Source organism: [Pseudomonas] carboxydohydrogena (assembly GCF_029030725.1).
Lineage (GTDB): Bacteria > Pseudomonadota > Alphaproteobacteria > Rhizobiales > Xanthobacteraceae > Afipia > Afipia carboxydohydrogena.
On sequence record NZ_CP113162.1, the window covers coordinates 1,145,015 to 1,162,307 of the forward strand.

Genomic DNA, 17,293 nt, shown 5'->3' on the forward strand with positions numbered 1-17,293 from the left:
GACGCGCATCCGCGCGCGCCCATGCATTTATTGTTTTGGCTCGATCGGCTCGATGGGCTCGCGCGTGACGTCGGCTTCCAGCGGCGGCAGGCCGAGGATCGCGGCGGCGGCGGGCCACGCCGCATCCGCCATCGCGGCATGGCCTTCGGCGGTGGGATGGATCGCGCCGCCATAAACCGCCGACAGCACGCCCCATGTCGCGTCGTGAATGTCGGTGGGTTGGCTCGATGTCCGCGTGGCGAGCGGATAGGTCATCGCGGTGAAGTAGCTGTCGTCCGCGTCCCTGATCCAGCGCGCGCGCGGCAGGTAAGCGCGGAATTTACTTGCGCCCTGGCCGCAGGTCAGCGGGCTGGAGGCCGCCGTCACGATGTCGGCGTTGAAACTCTTGCCCTCGGCGGAAAAGCACTGCTGATCGAACGCGGGATCGGTGGTGGCGCGGGCGCAGAAGCCGTGATTCTGGAACGCGACCTGATGCTGGTCGATGAACGTCATCGCATCGCGCGGCCCGTTGCAGATGGTGCCGCCGGTGCACAGCACGATGTTCTTCAGCTGCGGCAGGAATTCGCTGTCGACGAACTGCGACGTCTTGGCGAGGCGCTCGGGTGCGGCGTTGAAGGCGGGATGGATGTCGAAACCGGCGAGGCCGCCGGGGCATGGCGCGCCGCCCATCAGCGTCGGATTCGCATAGGATACGAACACCACGCGCGACAGGTCGCCGCCGACGAGCGGCTTCAGGGCGGTGCGCAGCCGCTGGAAGTTTTGCGGCAGCGTGTGCGCGAGCGTGCTGCGTGAATCCTCGACGCTGCCGATCATGCCGCTGCGCTGGAACAGCGTGCGCTCGGTGGCGCTGTCCACGATCACATCGGCGACGAGGCCCGAGAAGTTGATGTCATTGGCGCCGACCGACAGGAAGACCAAATCGAGCTGGCGCCCGGGCTCGCGGCGCTGCGCGGCGGCAAGAGCCTCCTTCAGTTCGGCTACCTGCGAGCCGACGGTGCCCGCGCAGTTCATCGATGTCTTCGTGATGAGGCATTCGCGCGCGCGCAATGAGCCGAGCAGCCCTTCGTCGATCGTCGCGCCCGAGCAGGCGAGCGGCAGATAGGTGACCGCGATATGGGTGTACTGCACGGCAAGCGCGAGGGCTGCGCGGGTCTGATAGCTGTAGAGCGAGCGGTGGCAGGCGGCGTTGAACCATTGCGCGCCGAATTTCTGCCAGGCGAACAGTTCGTTCGAACCCGCCGCGCTCTCGCAGGCGCGCGCGCCTTTATAGCCCTTGCGGCTTGGCCGGTAGTACTGGCCGGCCGAGCCGCCTTCGAGGTACGAGCGGAAACAGAATCCGTCGTCGGCCAGCGCCACCGGCCGATCCGGGTTGCCCTCGCCGGATGCGATGGAATCGCCAAGACCGGCGATCAGGATGTCGCGCACCGCGATCTGGGTGGAATCGTGCAAGGGCGTATCGCTGCCGCCGCTGGAGACATCGACGCTGGCGATCGTGGTCTTGCCGGAGCGAACACGGAAATTGATCGGCTCGGAGCAGTCGAGCGTGGTCTGGATCGGCGGGCCTTCATTGTCGTTGAACGACCATGCGCACACCGCGCCGACCGGCACCGCGCCGGTGAGGCGAATCGTTACCGCGTGATCCACCGGCGCGAGATAGTCCTCCTTCACGCCGTCGCGCGTGCAGGGATTGCTGACGTGTCCGGCAGAATCGATGCAGAGCCTGCCGACCGTGTTGCGCGCCCAGCCGCGGCCGTCGCTCTGGATTTCAAGCGCGTCCTCGGCGGCGAGCACGCTGCGTCCGGACGACATGGCTTCGACCTGAAGGGCGAAATCGCGCTCCTCGCGAAACAGCCGGAAGCGGTTGCGCACTTCCCATGAAATCTGGATGCCGCTGTCGGACGGCGCGGATGTGGCGGCGGACGGAGGCGGCGGCGCGGCGGGGCCTTGCGCGCGTGCGTCACCGGCCCACGAGGTCAGGGCGAGGAGAAGGGCAAGAAAGGCGGCGGTCTGGCGGATCATGAGATTGTTTCACAGCGGATTGTCGGAGGACAATGCGCATCAGCCGTTTCGGTTCTGCGGCGGCGGCGCCACCGCCGGCGCCGGGCTCATCGGCGGCGTTTTACGCTTGTGCTGCCACGGCAGGATGACGCTGAGCCATAATTCGCGCGTTCCCATGATGGTGATGGCGATCGCGAACGGAATGAAGAAATAAAGCATGCGGAAAATCAGAAGCGAGGCCAGAAGCTGCTCATGGCCGAACTGGTTCAGTCCGACCAGCATCGCGGCATCGAACACGCCGAGACTTCCCGGCGCGTGGCTCGCGAAACCGAGCAGGGTGGCGAGAATGAACACCACCGCCATCGACATGAAGTCGATCGGCGGATTGTTCGGAAGCAGCAGGTACATCGCCAGCGCGCAGAAACCGAGATCGATGACGCCGATCAGGATCTGCACCAGCGTCAGCGGAGCCGAGGGCAGTACGACTTTCCAGCCGTCCCTGCCGAGTTCGCGGCGGTTGCGGCCAACCGCGAGCCAGCACAGATAGGCGGCGATGCCCACGATCAGGCCGGCGCCGATCAACTGATTGACCAGTTGCGGCAGCAGCACGATGGATTCGGCGGCTGCGGGATGCCAGATCAGGCCGATTCCGAGCACGAAGGTGTTGCCCAGCCAGAACGTCAGGCCGGAAATAAAGCAGATCTTGGCGACGTCGATGGCGGTCAGATTCCAGTCCGAATAAATGCGGAAGCGGATCGCGCCGCCGGTAAAGACGGTGGCGCCGATGTTGTGGCCGATGGTGTAGCTGGTGAAGCTCGACAGCGCCGCGATGCGGTAGGGCACATGGAATTTGCCCAGCGTGCGCAACGCGAACAGGTCGTAGAAGGTCAGCGTGCAGAACGCGCCGAACACGCACAGCGCGGCGAGGGCGATGTGGTGGAAGGATTTGTCTTCCAGGGCCGCCAGAACCGCCGAGGTATCGATGCCTTTCAGCGTCTTGACGAGATGCAGGACGGCAATGGTGACGATGGTCAGGCTGGCGAGAATGCCGAGCCGTTTCCATCCGATCCATTTGTCGAACACGCCCCGTGACGCGCTAAGCAAACCTTGCATTCATCCTCCGGCGACCGTCATGAGCCGATTGGGGGACACGAACGCAAACGGCTAAGCCGGATACTCATATGGCAAATCATCAATCGGAAAAACAGGCCATTTTGGCTTTGCATAGCAAGCCTTAACGGACAACATGACGCAACAGGCGGGCGGGGACTTCGGCGGATCATCGTGGTCTGCGACATATCGGTGACAAAAACGGCTCAATTACGCCCAAACCGCGACCTGTCGTGGCCGCATAAAAAAGCCTGTTCTGTCAGAAACCTGCTGCCGCGGCTACCGTTGAGCGAACAGTTCACACCCGGCGGCGGCGCCAAGGCACCGTCGCCGACCTCAATCGAAGGAGCCGACGATGGGACTGTTCAGCAAGGACATCAAGACACTCAACGATCTGTTCGTGCATCAGCTCGAGGATATTTATTACGCCGAGAAACAACTCGTGAAGGCGATTCCGAAGCTGGCCGACAAGGCGACCAATCCGCAGCTCAAGCAGGGCTTCCTGTCGCATCTGGAAGAAACCAAGGGCCATGTGACGCGGCTGGAGCAGGTGTTCAAGATGCACGGCGTCGAGGCGAAGGCCGTCAAGTGCCCGGCGATCGACGGCATCATCAAGGAAGCCGACGAGGTGTCGGGCGAGGTGGCCGACAAGGAAGTGCTCGATGCCGCGCTCATCAATGCGGCACAGGCGGCGGAGCATTACGAGATGACCCGTTACGGCACGCTGGTCGCATGGGCCAAGCAGCTTGGCCGTGACGATTGCGCGTCGGTTCTGCAAAAGACGCTGGACGAGGAGCATGCGGTGGACAGGAAGCTCACCTCTCTCGCCGAGTCCAGGATCAATCTGAAGGCCGCGAGCTGAGGCTTTTCAAAAAAAACGCCACGCGAGACATCGCGTGGCGTTTTTAATGCCGGGCCAGCGCGAAATGCGCGCCGGCGAACGCCATCGCGGCGCCGAGCATCAGCGCGACGATGCCATTATAGAAGCCGTGTAGCGTCGGCACCGGGCTTGGCCCGGAAGCGGCCTGTCCGGCCGCGATCAGAAGCAGCAACCCGCCCGCGATCAACGCATGTTGCAGGCGGCGCGGCAGATGGCCGGATGCGGCGCTGAACAGCAGCGACGCCGTGACGTATCCGCCGACAAAGGCCACCGCCGCGATCAGCCACCAGGCGATGGCGGCGGTTGCGGGAATGATGCCGTTGGGTGTGCCCCACAGATCGCCGAGATCGAGCCCGAAACGCTGGCCGAGAATATGGATGCCGAGCGCCAGCAGCATGCCGAACATCGCGGCGGCGCCGAGAATGAGGCGGGGAGAGAAATAGGGCGTGCCGGGCATGACGTGGATCGTTCCGTTTGCGCGGTTGTAGGATGGCGCTCGCGGACAGGCAAGCGCGCGCGGCTTTCCGCCTAGGGCGCGTCGCTGTCGGCCTTGAGTTGTTTGGGGGTCATGAATTTCCGCAGCGTGTTGGTCTGCAATGCGAGATTCGACCACGCGGAAATCGGGCAATCGAACACCACGGCGCCGCAGGTCGGCAGGTTCTGGCCGAGGGCCGTATGTTCGGCGGTGGGCGCTTCGCCGATCAGGTTCCATGCGAGTTCATGCAGGCCGGGGTTGTGGCCGAGTACGAGCAGCGTGGTGACGGAATCCGGGGCGCGGCGGATCGCCTTGAAGATTTGCATCGGATTGGAAAGATAGAGTGCATCCTGAAATTCGGCGCGGCAGCCGGGAAGGTGCGGCGCGACGATGTCCCATGTCTCGCGCGCGCGGACGGCGGAAGACACCAGCGCAAGCTCCGGCGTCACCGGTTGGCTGGAAAGCCATGCGCCGGTCAGCGCGCTGTCGATCTGTCCGCGCTCGTCGAGGCGGCGGTCGTAGTCCTCGCCGCTCGCGGAATCTCGTTCGGTCTTGGCATGGCGCAGCAGGATTAAATGACGCATTGGTCTCCCGGGGGCAGATAATGGGTGTTGTCTGGTGAGGGCCCATCGTGACAAGCATGGCGTCCGCCACTAAATAAATCCAATGACAATTCCTTCCTCCGAGACACCTGTCCACGTCCTTTGGGGCGATTTGCCTGCGGCGGAGCCGCGCGCGGCATTGTCGCTCGATCTCGATACCGATGTCTGCGTCGTCGGCGGCGGCTTCGCGGGGCTGACGGCGGCGCGGGAAGCGGCGCGGCGCGGCATGAGCGTCGTGGTGCTGGAAGGCCATCAGATCGGCTGGGCCGCCTCCGGCCACAATCTCGGCTCGGTGCTGCCGGGCTATGGCGTGCCGATCGAGGATCTGATCGCACGGGTCGGCATCGGGCATGCCCGCGACTTGTGGAAACTGGCGGAAGAGGGCGGCGGCTACATCCGCGACACCATCGCCACCTCCGTGCCGGACATCGCGATGACGCCCGGTGCGCTGGAGGTCTCCACGACCGATGTCGGCGAGCGGCTGATCGGCTGGCTGCAAACCATCGGCGGGGAGTTCGGCACCGAGGTCGAGGGCTGGCAGATCGAGCGCGTGCGCACGGAGCTGCGGACGCGCCGCTATTTCCACGCGCTGCATTTTCCGAAAGCCTTCCAGATCGACGGCGCGCGCTATCTGCGCGCGCTTGCGGCGCTCGCGGAAGATGCGGGGGTGCGCATCTTCGAGAACACGCCGGTGGTCAGCATCGATTCCGCGGGCATCCGCAAGCGCATCGTCACGCCTTCGGCCAGGCTGCGCGCCGGGCATGTCGTGCTGGCGGGCAACATTCACATCGGCACGCCGGCGCTGCGGCTTGCATCCACCCTGATGCCGCTGTGGCGCTACGCGGCGGTGACCGAACCGCTCGGCGATCTTCTCAACGAGGCGATCGCCTATCGCGGTTCGGTGCTCGACGATGACGGCATCGATCATTTCCGCGTCGTCGATGGCGACCGCCTGTTGTGGTCGAGCCCGGAGACGACGTGGCGCGGCAAGCCGGAGCGGTTCGGCCGCCTGATCCGCCGCCGCATCGCGACGGTGTTTCCGCAGCTTGCGCAGGCGAGGATCGAGCGCGTGTTCTCGAGCGCGTTCGGCCAGACCGTGCACGGCATGCCGCAGATCGGGGAGATGCGGCCGGGCCTGTGGGTCGCGAGCGGCTTCGGCCGTCAGGGGCTGAACACCAGCGCGATGGCGGGCCGCCTGGTCGCGGCGGGCATGGCGGAGGGTGACGACCGCTGGCGGCTGTTTTCCCCGTTCGAACTGGTCTGGGCGGGCGGCAATGCGGGCCGGGTGGTCGGCCAGTTCGCCGATGGATTGTCGCGCGGGCGTTCCGCCGCCGCTGGCCTTCTGGCGCGCTGGCGGGAACGGGCCGTGGCGCGCGAACGGCTGCGCGAGGAGCGCCGCAGCGCGCGGATCGCGGCGGTGCTGGCGCGCACCGAGCGGGTGTCGCAGGACTTCGGGTCGGACCGGCACTAGCCGGAGCAGATAATGTGCAGGCGCGAGGTAACGCCGGGTCCGCCGGTTCGTACCTTGAACAAACGGCGCACTTACGGAGGTATGGCCATGATCGACCGGCGTGTTCTTTTGTCCACGGCAGCGGGGCTCGCGGCGGGCTGGTTTTCATTTGCGGGCAAGGCCCGGGCGGAAAAGGCGTCCGGAAAATTCGCGGTCGAAAAGACCCCGGAGGAATGGAAGCGCCAGCTCACGCCCGCGCAATACCATATCCTGCGCGAGCAGGGCACGGAGCCGGCTTATTCCAGCCCTTTGAACAATGAGCATCGCAAAGGCACGTTCGCCTGCGCCGGTTGCGATCAGGCGTTGTATGCTTCTGAAACCAAGTTCGAGAGCGGCACCGGCTGGCCGAGTTTCTATGACCACCTGCCGAACGCCATCGGCACCACCTCCGACCGCAGCTACTTCATGGTGCGCACGGCGGTGCATTGCAGCCGCTGCGGCGGGCATCTCGGTCACGTTTTCAATGATGGCCCCAAGCCGACCGGCCTGCGCTATTGCATGGACGGCCTCGCGCTGACTTTCAAACCGGCCACGCCCTCGGCGTCCTAGGCGACTGATCGCTCTGGCAAGGGCGCTGCGGAAGCAGGCTTGCAAAGCCCGGGTATCTGCTGTACTCATATATTTCAATAATTATTGAAATATAGGATCATCAATGGATCAGCATCAAGCGATCTCCGCGTTCGGTGCGCTCGCGCAAGACACGCGTCTTGCGATCGTCCGCATGCTCGTTAAGGCCGGGCCGCTGGGCATGGCGGCAGGCTCGATTGCCGAAAGCGCAGGTGCCGCCGCATCCAATGTATCGTTTCATCTGAAAGATCTCGAACACGCAGGTCTTGTGAGTTCGCGGCGGGAAGCCCGCTCCATCATCTATTCCGCGAATTTCGAGACGCTTCGCGGCCTGATCTCCTTTCTGATGAAGGATTGCTGCGGCGGTCATCCCGAAATCTGCGACCCCGTGCAGGCCAGCGCGCGCTGCGTGCCCGTCAGTAAAAAGACCCGGCGAAAAGAACGTGTGTGAGGCTCCCATGACCGATCGGATTTATAACGTCCTGTTTCTCTGCACCGGCAACAGCGCCCGCTCCATCCTCGCCGAATCGATCTTGAGAAAGGACGGGCAGGGACGATTCCGGGCGTTCTCGGCCGGGAGCACCCCGAACGGGCGCGTCAATCCGCTTGCGATTCAGACGTTGGAGAATTTCGGCTACCCTGCCGAGGGGCTTCGCTCGAAGACGTGGCTGGAGTTCGCGCAGCCTGACGCTCCGGTGATGGATTTTATTTTCACCGTTTGCGACAACGCCGCCGGTGAGGCTTGCCCCGTTTGGCCGGGCCAGCCGGCAACGGCGCACTGGGGCATAGAAGACCCCGCAAAGGTAGCCGGGACCGAGTTCGCAAGACGCGCGGCGTTCGTTGCGGCGTTCGGCTTCATGAAGAAGCGGATCGAGGCGTTTATCAGCCTGCCTCTTGCGAGCATCGACAAATTGTCGCTCAAGACGAGGCTGAACGACATTGGAAAAATCGAGGGCGGCACGTCGCGCCAAAACGATGTGGCCTGAATCATGAGCGTGTTCGAGCGTTATCTGTCGCTGTGGGTTGCTCTCTGCATCGTGCTTGGCGTTGGTTTGGGGCATTTCCTCCCCGGGCTGTTTGAAATTATCGCCGGCGCGGAAATGGCCAATGTCAATCTGCCCGTCGCGGTGCTGGTCTGGCTGATGATCATTCCCATGCTGCTGCGCATAGATTTCGCGGCTTTGGGAGAGGTGCGGCAGCACTGGCGCGGCATAGGCGTCACGCTGCTCGTGAACTGGGCGGTCAAGCCGTTTTCGATGGCGCTGCTGGCTTCACTCTTTATCGGCCACTGGTTCGCGCCGCTGCTGCCGGCCTCGCAAATCTCCTCCTATATCGCCGGGCTCATCCTGCTTGCGGCCGCGCCCTGCACGGCGATGGTCTTCGTCTGGTCGAATCTTTGCAATGGCGAGCCGCATTACACGTTGAGCCAGGTTGCGCTGAACGATGTGATCATGATCTTCCTGTTCGCTCCGCTGGTCGGCCTGCTGCTGGGCGTTGCGTCCATTACCGTGCCATGGAGCACGCTCCTGTTGTCGGTCGGCCTTTACATCGTCATCCCGGTGGTGATCGCTCAGGTCTGGCGGCAGTCCGTCATCGGACATGCGGGCCGTCTGGAGCGAACGCTGCGGACGCTTCAGCCTGTCTCGCTGATCGCCTTGCTCGCGACCCTGGTTCTGCTGTTCGCGTTTCAGGGCCGGCAGATCCTGTCCCAGCCGCTTGTCATCGCGCTGCTGGCCGTGCCGATCCTGATCCAGGTCTATCTCAACGCCGGGATCGCTTATCTGCTGAGCCGGAAGCTGGGCGTTGCATGGTGCGTGGCCGCGCCAAGCGCGCTTATCGGCGCGAGCAATTTTTTTGAACTGGCGGTCGCCGCCGCGATCAGCCTGTTCGGTCTAGGTTCTGGGGCAGCCCTTGCAACGGTGGTCGGCGTGTTGGTTGAAGTGCCGGTGATGTTGTCGGTGGTCAGGATCGTGAAGGCATCGCGGTCCTGGTACGATGCCGGAATGGAATTGTCGCGGGAGACGCGCTGACAAATCCGCGCGGGATTGTTACGGCAATTCTTGCCGGGGATAGGCAAGAGCGCCCCGGTCTTTCGGCCGGGGCATTTTCGTAACTCTTTGTGACACCTCGTTTTTCTCTTTGGCACGAGGCTTGCGACTCCTTCTTCGAATGCGGCCTTTTCGGCACCCTGGCTGGCCGCCCGGATTTCGAAGCTGGAGACGATAGTAATGGGTATTTTCGGCGCTCTCACCACTTCCGTCGCAGGCTTGCGCACGCAGTCGTACGCTCTGGAGAACATCTCCGGCAACATCGCGAACTCGCAGACCACCGCCTTCAAGCGTATCGACACGAGCTTCCTCGACCTGATCCCCGATACTGGCGCGAACGCCCAGCTTTCGGGCAGCGTTGCGGCAAGCTCGCGCGAAACCAACACGGTGCAGGGCGACGTGCAGGCCGCCTCGGTCGCGACCTACATGGCGATCAATGGCGACGGCTTCTTCGCCGTGCAGAAACCCGGCAGCTTCACCGACAATAATCCGGTGTTCGACGGCGTCGATCGCTACACCCGCCGCGGCGACTTCACGCTCGACAAGAGCGGCTACCTCGTCAACGGCGCGGGCTACTACCTCGAAGGCATTCCGATCGACCCGACCACCGGCAACGTCACCGGCAGCGTGCCGCAGGTGCTGAAATTCGGCAACGACTTCCTGCCCGCGCAGCCGACCACGACGGTGACCTATCGCGCCAACCTCGCGAGCTATCCGCTCACCACCAAGCACGACACTTCGGTGCCGGGCTCCGAGCTTCTCAACGTCGGCGACTTCACGGCCAACCCGTTGATCGTCGGCACGCCCGCGCAGCCTTACGTCAACGGCGCCAAGACGGGCTCGGTGCAGAACAGCAAGCTGACCACGACCACGCATATCGGGCCGGGTACGGCGCTTTCCGGCGCGACCAACACCGATTCCATCGGGACTGATTTCGTCGCCGGCGACACCATCACCATCAACGGCACCACCACGATCACGTTCACGGCTTCGGGTGGCGCCAACGACGCCACGCATATCCCGGTCGATGCGACGATTGCCGATCTGCTTGCGAAGATCGATGCGGCCAACGGAAACGTGAGCAACCCGTCAGCGGTCAGCGGCGGCATCGTCACCCTGAACAGCGGCCTTGCCAGCAATCTCACGGTTGTGAGCAGCAACGCGGCGGCGTTCGCTTCGCTGGGCTTCTCGACATCGACAGTGACGGCCTCGCGCACCGGCGGCGGCACCGCGGGCACCGGCACGGTGATCGGATCGGACGCGCAGAACTTCATCGACGAGTCGGTTTCGGGTGGTGCCACCACCGCCTACGACGTGTCCGGCGCGCCGGTCAGCCTCCAGTTGCGCTGGGCGAAGACCGACAGCGCGAGCCTCGGCTCGGGACATAGCGATGTCTGGAACCTGTTCTATCAGACCAATCCGAATGCGACCGGCACGGATGTCGCGTGGCAGAACGTCGGCGTGAACTTCACCTTCGGCCCGAACGGCCAGATGAACCCGGCGGTGCCCTCGGTGACGCTGACCAATGCCACCATCGGCGGCATTGCGCTCGGCGACGTGACGATGAATTTCGGCGCGACAGGTCTTACGCAATTCGCCGACGCCAACGGCAACGTGCAGGTCAACCAGATCCAGAACGACGGCTTCCCGGCGGGCCAGTTGCAGACGGTGTCGATCTCCAACAACGGCCGCGTGGTCGGCAACTACTCCAACGGCCGCAACATCGACCTCGCCGCGATCACGCTCGCGACCTTCAACGGCCCGAACTTCCTCAAGCGCGTCGATGGCGGCGCGTTCGAGGTCACCGATGAATCCGGTCAGGCGTTGTACGGCAAGGGCGGCACCATCGTCGGCTCCTCGCTGGAAGGCTCCAACACCGACATCGCCGACGAGTTCACCAAGCTGATCGTCACGCAGCAGGCCTACTCGGCGAACACCAAGGTCATCACCACGTCGAACCAGATGGTTCAGGATCTCCTGAACGTCCTGCGCTAGCGCATATTCCGCGCGTTCGTAGCTGAGATGGGCAGTTAGTTATGGGTCTGACACAAGCTCTTGCTACCGCGATGTCCGGTCTGCGTGCGAACCAGGCCGCGCTCTCGCTCGTGTCCTCGAATGTCGCCAACGTCGAGACGCCGGGCTATGTCCGCAAGACCGTCAATCAGGTCCAGACCACGACGGGAACGGGAAGCGCCGGTGTGTCCGTCACCGGCGTCAACCGCGAGCTGGACGTCTATGTCCAGAAGCAGGTTCTCACCGAAACCTCGGGCGCATCCTACGCCACCACGCTGTCGAATGCCTTGCAGCGGTTGCAGGGGATTTACGGCGATCCCAGTTCGGACACGACGCTGGAGGCGGCGTTCAATCAGTTGACGGCGGCGTTGCAGGCGCTGTCCACCAGTTCGGATTCCCCGGCGGCGCGCTCGACGGCGGTGAACGCCGCGCAGTCGCTCGCGCAGATGCTGAATTCGACCTCGGCGGGCATTCAGTCGCTGCGCGCCGACGCCGAGTCGTCGATCAAGAGTTCGGTCGATGCCGCCAACAATGCGATGCAGCAGATCGCGACCATCAACAACCAGTTGCTCGGGACCACCGGCGACGACGCGGCCGCCGCCTCGCTGCTCGACCAGCGCGATCAGTACATCACGCAACTGTCGCAGTTGATGGACATCCGCGTTCTCACAAACGACCGCAATCAGGTCACGGTGTTCACCAATTCCGGCGTGCAGCTTGTCGGCAGCGAAGCGGCGAAGATCACCTTCGACGCGCAGGGCACGGTCACGCCCAATACGACGTGGAGTTCCGATCCGTCGAAAAGCACGCTCGGCACGCTGACGCTGACCTTTCCGCACGGCGGCGACATCGATCTGATCGCGACCAATTCGATCCGCTCCGGTTCGATCGCGGCGAACCTTCAATTGCGCGACCAGACACTGGTGCAGGCGCAGGCGCAGGTCGACCAATTGGCAGCCTCGATGGCGAGCGCGCTGTCCGATAAGGTGACGACGGATTCAACCGGCAATGGCGGCTCGCCCAACACGTTCTCGCTCGATCTGACCGGTTTGCAGAACGGCAACAACGTCCAGTTCACCTACACGGATACGGCGAACAAGAGCCACACCATCACGCTGGTGCAGGTCAATGATCCTTCGGTGCTGCCGCTGAAGAACAGCGCCACCAACAATCCCAACGACGAGGTTTTCGGCGTCGATTTCTCTCAAGGCATGGGACCGGCGCTCACGCAGCTCTCCGCGCTGCTCGGGGGCAGGGGCTTGCAATTCTCCAGTTCGGGCGGGCAGACGCTGCAAATCAGCGGCGATGCGGGCGGCACGGCGGTGGTCAATTCCGCGTCCTCGACGATCACCATGACGAATCTGACGAGCGGCAATCCGCAATTGCCGCTGTTCGTCGACAACGGCGTGCCATACACCGGCGCGATCACCGCGACCGGCTCGCAGCAGACCGGCCTTGCGGGGCGGATCAGCGTCAACAATCTTCTGCTCGCCGATCCGTCGCGGATGATCGTGTACGGCTCTGGGACGCAGTCGGGCGATACCACGCGATCCGATTTCATTCTCTCGCAGTTGACGAACAGCTCCTATTACGTATCGCCGCAGACCGGGATCGGTTCGAATGCGACGCCCTTCAAAGGCACGATGCTGAGCTTCCTGCAACAGTTCACCACGATGCAGGGGCAGGCGGCTTCCTCCGCCCAGCAAATGGCCGACGGCCAGAACGTCGTGCTCTCGACGTTGCAGAACAAGCTGAACGCATCTTCGGGCGTGAATATCGACGATGAAATGGCGCATCTGCTCGCGTTGCAGAATGCCTATTCGGCGAATGCCCGTGTGATGTCCACGGTGAAATCCATGTTCGATTCACTGTTGCAATCGGTGTGAGGCTGCCATGACTATTGACGGCGTAAGCGGACGGACATCCTATCTCGGCAGTTCGCTGCTCAACATCAAGACGCAGCTCGATACGCTGACGCAGCAATTGGCGAGCGGCAAGAAATCCACGACCTATTCCGGCCTCGGTCTGGACAGCGCGTTCGCAACCGGCCTGCGCTCGCAGATCTCGATGCTGTCCGGTTACCAGAACACGCAGACCAACGTGACGACGCGCATCAATGTCGCCAACCTGTCGCTACAGGGCCTCGTCGATATGCGCACGCAGGTGCAGTCGGCGGCCACCGGCGCCTCCCAGGTTCTCAACGCCAACGGCCAGACGTCGGGCCAGCAGATCGGTTATGCGTCCTTCACGCAGGCGATCTCGCTTCTTAACACGCAGTCCGGCGACCGTTATCTGTTCTCCGGCCGCGCGACCGACACGCCCTCCACGGCGGCGGCCGATGACATTCTCGATGGCGCCAACGGCAAGGATGGTCTGAAGACGGTGATCGCCGATCGGCTGATCGCGGATCAAGGCACAGGCAACATGGGCCGCCTCACGACCGATGCCACCACCACGCCCGGCGTGGTGACGGTTGGCGAGGACGCCAATCCCTCACCTTTCGGACTGAAGCTCAGCCGCATCTCGACGTCGATCAATGGCGCTGTGGTGACGCAGCCGTCGACCGCTGTGGCTCCGGCAACGTCATCCGAGACGGTCGATCTGAATGCCGCGACACCGAAGGAAGGCGACACCGTCACCTTCACGTTCACGTTGCCGGACCAGACCACGGAAACGGTGCAGCTCACCGCGACCACGGCATCGCCCGCGCCGGACGGTAGCTTCACCATCGACGCCGACCCGACGGTCACGGCGACGAACATGAAAAGCGCGCTCGATTCCTCGATCCAGACGCTGGTGAAGGGACCGATGGTGGCGGCCTCCGCGATGGCCGCCGGACAGAACTTCTTCGACAACCCGCCGCAGCGCGTCGGCGGCGGTTCGCCGGTTTCGCCGAACGCCACCACGCTGGTCGATGGTTCGGCCACGACCGTGCAGTGGTACACCGGCGAGCAGTTGACCAATCCCGATACCGATGCGCGCGGCACCGCGGTCGCGCAGGTGGATGGTTCTGTCTCCGTAAAATACGGCGCGACGGCGAACGAGAGCGCCTTCCGCAACCTGTTGCAGAACATGGCCGTGTATGCGGCGGTGACGACAACGGTCGATCCAAACGATCCGAACGGCCAGAACCTCGCCAACGCGCAGATCTCGGCGCTGAACGAGCGCGTCAACGCCAACCTCGCGGTGCAGCCCGGCACGACCTCGGTCGAGGACATCGAGGCGCAGTTCGCGGGCGCGCAGTCGGCGACGAAATCGGCCAGCACGCGGCAGACGCAGACGACATCGATGGCGCAGACGATGCTGGATCAGATCCAGGGCGTCAACGACGACGAGGTGGCGGCGAAGATACTGGCGTTGCAGACCAGCCTTCAGGCTTCGTACCAGACCACCGCTTCGCTCTATCAGCTCAGCCTGGTGAAATACCTGCCTGTCGGCTGACGGCAATTTTCGTCATGCGCTTTCGTCATTGCGAGGAGCGTAAGCGACGAAGCAATCCAGACTTCTAGAAGATTTAAAAGGAGCCTAGCAGCGGTGCTAATGCGGGCGGCGCGCAATTTCTGGATTGCTTCGCTGCGCTCGCAATGACGGAGAAAAATTCTCCAAATGAAAAAGGGCTTCCTTCTGGAAGCCCTTTTTTCATGACCGTGTGCAGGTCGTCAGGCGGCGCCTTGAAGTGATGAAGCCGAGGCGTTGCGGCGAGCCTTGGCGAGAAGCACCGCCTCGTGCGCGATCAGCTTTCGCGATTCCTTGAGCGCCTTGTAATAGTCGCCGCTTAAAATGTGGTTATTGATCTCCTGGATGATCTCGACGGAGCTTGGCATCGCGCTGAGGAGATCGCGCATCAGGTCGAAATAGACCGGATGATGATCCTGCGGATCGCGCGCCACATACATCAATTGCACGGCCAGATAGAGCAGCTTCGCCGGAGTGTCGGCGGTTTCCGGAGTCAGGATGTCTTTTTCACGCAAGATCGGAACCCGTTCGCCTTCGATCAGCAGCTTGGCGCGCTGGTCGGTGTTGGTGATGACGCAGGAGCCGATGATGATCTTTTCGTGCGGCTTCAATTCGACCTTTAGAGCCATGCTATCCTCCGGCTACTCGATCTGCTTGCGATGGGAAGCCCTGTAACGGGATGAATGCCGCGGCTGCCGCGCTCGCGCCAATCCTTTGCCGATCATGGTTAACGGGACGTAAACGATACCGCATGTCGTGCGGGCCTCGCGGAGGTGGCGAGGCTGCTTTCTGCTGGCGAAAACAACGGAAACCCCGATGTTTAACGGGCATTTACCAACATCTTTTCGCGCAATTGGCCGCGCTTCATTCACGTTTTTTTAGATTGTTGGTTTCAGTCTGTCGGGAACGCCGCCCTTAGAAGGGGTGACGTCACGCTCACACACGACGTGCTCTTACCAGAAAGGTTAGTACAATGTCAGATATCGTTCTCTCGGCGTCAGTCCGCCAGAACCTGCTGTCGCTCCAGTCGACCGCAGACCTGTTGTCCACCACGCAGAACCGTCTCGCCACCGGCAAGAAGGTCAACACTGCTCTCGACAACCCGACCAACTATTTCACCGCTGCTTCTCTCGACAACCGCGCGAGCGACATCAGCAACCTCCTCGATGGCATCGGCAACGGCGTGCAGGTTCTTCAGGCCGCCAACACCGGCATCACCTCGCTGCAAAAGCTGGTCGACTCCGCGAAGTCCGTCGCCAACCAGGCGCTGCAAGCGACCGTCGGCTACTCGACCAAGTCGAGCATTTCGGCGACGATCGCCGGCGCGACCGCCGACGATCTGCGCGGCACCTCCACCCGCACCGACGCGACGGCAACCGCTGGCGCCGCTATCTATTCGGCGTCCGCCGCAGTGGCAACCACCGCGACCGTCCTGTCGTCGATGACGGACTCGACCGGCGGCACCACGGGCACCGGTATCGCCAACGGTGACACGCTCACCATCAACGGCAAGACCATCACCTTCCAGACCGGTACCGCCGCGCTCGCGGGCTCGGGCAATGCCTACACGCTGGGTATCGGCACGACCGTCGGCGACTTGCTGGGTGCGATCAACACGTTGCAGGGCGGTAGCGCTGCCTCGACCTTCGCCTCCGGCCAGTTCACCCTCCACACCGGCACCGATGCCGATCTGGCCGTTACGGGAAGCGCCGGCGTGCTTGCCAAGCTGGGCCTGACCGCCGCCGCCGCTAACACGGCAACGCGCGGTACGAGCGGTGGTATCTCCGGTCTGTCGCTGTCGTTCGGCGCCGTCGGCTCCGGCACGGCGACCACCATCAACTTCGGTGATGGCACCGGCGGCACGGTCAAGTCGCTCAACGACCTGAACGCCAAGCTGTCGGCGGACAACCTGCTCGCCACGATCGACTCCAGCGGCACGCTGACGATCACCACCACGAACGATGCGGCTTCCTCCGCCATCGGCACCGTGACCGGCACCGCGGCCGGCGCTGGCAAGGCGTTCGAGAACGCTTCGACCGGGGCTTCCGCTGCTACGGGTGGCGCTCCGATCCAGGACGCTTCGGCCCTCGCGGTTCGTGCGAACCTGGTGTCGCAGTACAACAACATCCTGGACCAGATCACCTCGACCTCCCAGGACTCGTCGTTCAACGGCGTCAACCTGCTCAATGGCGATCAGCTCAAGCTGACCTTCAACGAGACCGGCAAGTCCACCCTGAAGATCCAGGGCGTGACCTTCAATGCCGCCGGCCTCGGCCTCTCGTCGCTGACCGCGGGCACGGACTTCCTCGACAACTCGTCGGCGAACTCCGTGATCTCGAGCCTCGACAAGGCCAGCTCCACGCTGCGCACCGAAGCTTCGGCTTTGGGTTCGAACCTCTCGATCGTGCAGATCCGTCAGGACTTCTCGAAGAACCTGATCAACGTCTTGCAGACCGGCTCGTCGAACCTCACTCTGGCCGACACCAACGAGGAAGCGGCGAACAGCCAGGCGCTGTCGACCCGCCAGTCGATCGCGGTCTCCGCGCTCGCCCTCGCCAACCAGTCGCAGCAGAGCGTGTTGCAGCTGCTCCGCTAAGCGAAGCGAACAGGCAGATAGAATCGAAGGCGGGGGAA

General features: G+C 63.3%; 15 protein-coding genes. 10 read left to right on the forward strand and 5 right to left on the reverse strand.

Annotation, left to right across the window (positions count from 1 at the left end; genetic code table 11):
* Window positions 1-27: 27 nt before the first annotated feature.
* Both AFIC_RS05510 and AFIC_RS05515 read right to left on the reverse strand, forming a co-directional pair.
* Window positions 28-2,019, reverse strand: coding sequence for an SGNH/GDSL hydrolase family protein (locus AFIC_RS05510; protein WP_275248144.1), 1,992 nt, complete (start codon window positions 2,017-2,019; stop codon window positions 28-30).
* Between the two features lie 39 nt (window positions 2,020-2,058).
* On the reverse strand, window positions 2,059-3,111 hold the full coding sequence (locus AFIC_RS05515) for a lysylphosphatidylglycerol synthase transmembrane domain-containing protein (protein ID WP_275248145.1): 1,053 nt from the start codon (window positions 3,109-3,111) through the stop codon (window positions 2,059-2,061).
* Window positions 3,112-3,463: 352 nt separating this feature from the next.
* Between AFIC_RS05515 and AFIC_RS05520 the strand changes: the two genes are divergently transcribed.
* Window positions 3,464-3,970 (forward strand): YciE/YciF ferroxidase family protein, encoded by a 507-nt coding sequence (locus tag AFIC_RS05520; protein WP_275248146.1) that lies wholly within the window; start codon window positions 3,464-3,466, stop codon window positions 3,968-3,970.
* A gap of 43 nt (window positions 3,971-4,013) precedes the next feature.
* On the opposite strand, the gene AFIC_RS05525 is transcribed toward AFIC_RS05520, so the two are convergent.
* Together AFIC_RS05525 and AFIC_RS05530 are read right to left on the reverse strand one after the other, a co-directional pair.
* Complete coding sequence (locus tag AFIC_RS05525; RefSeq protein ID WP_275248147.1) at window positions 4,014-4,445, reverse strand: hypothetical protein; 432 nt, start codon at window positions 4,443-4,445, stop codon at window positions 4,014-4,016.
* A gap of 71 nt (window positions 4,446-4,516) precedes the next feature.
* Complete coding sequence (locus AFIC_RS05530; protein WP_275248148.1) at window positions 4,517-5,047, reverse strand: SixA phosphatase family protein; 531 nt, start codon at window positions 5,045-5,047, stop codon at window positions 4,517-4,519.
* 82 nt (window positions 5,048-5,129) lie between these two features.
* Here AFIC_RS05530 and AFIC_RS05535 point away from each other — a divergent pair, with 82 nt between their 5' ends.
* From AFIC_RS05535 to AFIC_RS05570, 8 genes are all read left to right on the forward strand, one after another.
* Window positions 5,130-6,536: an NAD(P)/FAD-dependent oxidoreductase gene (locus tag AFIC_RS05535; RefSeq protein WP_275248149.1), complete on the forward strand. Its 1,407-nt coding sequence runs from the start codon at window positions 5,130-5,132 to the stop codon at window positions 6,534-6,536.
* 87 nt (window positions 6,537-6,623) lie between these two features.
* Window positions 6,624-7,124, forward strand: a complete 501-nt coding sequence (gene msrB / locus AFIC_RS05540) for a peptide-methionine (R)-S-oxide reductase MsrB (protein ID WP_275248150.1) — start codon at window positions 6,624-6,626, stop codon at window positions 7,122-7,124.
* Between the two features lie 103 nt (window positions 7,125-7,227).
* Window positions 7,228-7,593, forward strand: a complete 366-nt coding sequence (locus AFIC_RS05545) for an ArsR/SmtB family transcription factor (protein WP_275248151.1) — start codon at window positions 7,228-7,230, stop codon at window positions 7,591-7,593.
* A gap of 7 nt (window positions 7,594-7,600) precedes the next feature.
* Window positions 7,601-8,128 carry an arsenate reductase ArsC gene (locus AFIC_RS05550; protein WP_275248152.1) on the forward strand — a complete coding sequence of 176 codons (528 nt, stop codon included), beginning with the start codon at window positions 7,601-7,603 and terminating at the stop codon, window positions 8,126-8,128.
* Between the two features lie 3 nt (window positions 8,129-8,131).
* Window positions 8,132-9,172, forward strand: a complete 1,041-nt coding sequence (gene arsB / locus AFIC_RS05555) for an ACR3 family arsenite efflux transporter (protein ID WP_275248153.1) — start codon at window positions 8,132-8,134, stop codon at window positions 9,170-9,172.
* A gap of 198 nt (window positions 9,173-9,370) precedes the next feature.
* Complete coding sequence (locus tag AFIC_RS05560) at window positions 9,371-11,185, forward strand: flagellar hook protein FlgE (RefSeq protein WP_275248154.1); 1,815 nt, start codon at window positions 9,371-9,373, stop codon at window positions 11,183-11,185.
* A gap of 41 nt (window positions 11,186-11,226) precedes the next feature.
* Window positions 11,227-13,089: a flagellar hook-associated protein FlgK gene (gene flgK, locus AFIC_RS05565; protein WP_275248155.1), complete on the forward strand. Its 1,863-nt coding sequence runs from the start codon at window positions 11,227-11,229 to the stop codon at window positions 13,087-13,089.
* Window positions 13,090-13,096: 7 nt separating this feature from the next.
* Window positions 13,097-14,644, forward strand: coding sequence for a flagellar biosynthesis protein FlgL (locus tag AFIC_RS05570; RefSeq protein ID WP_275248156.1), 1,548 nt, complete (start codon window positions 13,097-13,099; stop codon window positions 14,642-14,644).
* A 218-nt stretch (window positions 14,645-14,862) separates the two neighbouring features.
* Here AFIC_RS05570 and flbT read toward each other — a convergent pair whose 3' ends face one another.
* Window positions 14,863-15,288 (reverse strand): flagellar biosynthesis repressor FlbT, encoded by a 426-nt coding sequence (gene flbT, locus AFIC_RS05575; RefSeq protein WP_275248157.1) that lies wholly within the window; start codon window positions 15,286-15,288, stop codon window positions 14,863-14,865.
* Between the two features lie 344 nt (window positions 15,289-15,632).
* Between flbT and AFIC_RS05580 the strand changes: the two genes are divergently transcribed.
* The gene (locus tag AFIC_RS05580) at window positions 15,633-17,255 is read left to right on the forward strand and encodes a flagellin N-terminal helical domain-containing protein (protein WP_275248158.1); all 1,623 of its coding nucleotides are present in this window, start codon (window positions 15,633-15,635) and stop codon (window positions 17,253-17,255) included.
* Window positions 17,256-17,293 lie beyond the last annotated feature (38 nt).

Excerpts from the sequence above, each read along its gene's own strand:
- AFIC_RS05510 (WP_275248144.1), bottom strand. The coding sequence starts at position 2,019 with ATGATCCGCCAGACCGCCGCCTTTCTTGCCCTTCTCCTCGCCCTGACC.
- AFIC_RS05515 (WP_275248145.1), bottom strand. The coding sequence starts at position 3,111 with ATGCAAGGTTTGCTTAGCGCGTCACGGGGCGTGTTCGACAAATGGATC.
- AFIC_RS05520 (WP_275248146.1), top strand. The coding sequence starts at position 3,464 with ATGGGACTGTTCAGCAAGGACATCAAGACACTCAACGATCTGTTCGTG.
- AFIC_RS05525 (WP_275248147.1), bottom strand. The coding sequence starts at position 4,445 with ATGCCCGGCACGCCCTATTTCTCTCCCCGCCTCATTCTCGGCGCCGCC.
- AFIC_RS05530 (WP_275248148.1), bottom strand. The coding sequence starts at position 5,047 with ATGCGTCATTTAATCCTGCTGCGCCATGCCAAGACCGAACGAGATTCC.
- AFIC_RS05535 (WP_275248149.1), top strand. The coding sequence starts at position 5,130 with ATGACAATTCCTTCCTCCGAGACACCTGTCCACGTCCTTTGGGGCGAT.
- msrB (WP_275248150.1), top strand. The coding sequence starts at position 6,624 with ATGATCGACCGGCGTGTTCTTTTGTCCACGGCAGCGGGGCTCGCGGCG.
- AFIC_RS05545 (WP_275248151.1), top strand. The coding sequence starts at position 7,228 with ATGGATCAGCATCAAGCGATCTCCGCGTTCGGTGCGCTCGCGCAAGAC.
- AFIC_RS05550 (WP_275248152.1), top strand. The coding sequence starts at position 7,601 with ATGACCGATCGGATTTATAACGTCCTGTTTCTCTGCACCGGCAACAGC.
- arsB (WP_275248153.1), top strand. The coding sequence starts at position 8,132 with ATGAGCGTGTTCGAGCGTTATCTGTCGCTGTGGGTTGCTCTCTGCATC.
- AFIC_RS05560 (WP_275248154.1), top strand. The coding sequence starts at position 9,371 with ATGGGTATTTTCGGCGCTCTCACCACTTCCGTCGCAGGCTTGCGCACG.
- flgK (WP_275248155.1), top strand. The coding sequence starts at position 11,227 with ATGGGTCTGACACAAGCTCTTGCTACCGCGATGTCCGGTCTGCGTGCG.
- AFIC_RS05570 (WP_275248156.1), top strand. The coding sequence starts at position 13,097 with ATGACTATTGACGGCGTAAGCGGACGGACATCCTATCTCGGCAGTTCG.
- flbT (WP_275248157.1), bottom strand. The coding sequence starts at position 15,288 with ATGGCTCTAAAGGTCGAATTGAAGCCGCACGAAAAGATCATCATCGGC.
- AFIC_RS05580 (WP_275248158.1), top strand. The coding sequence starts at position 15,633 with ATGTCAGATATCGTTCTCTCGGCGTCAGTCCGCCAGAACCTGCTGTCG.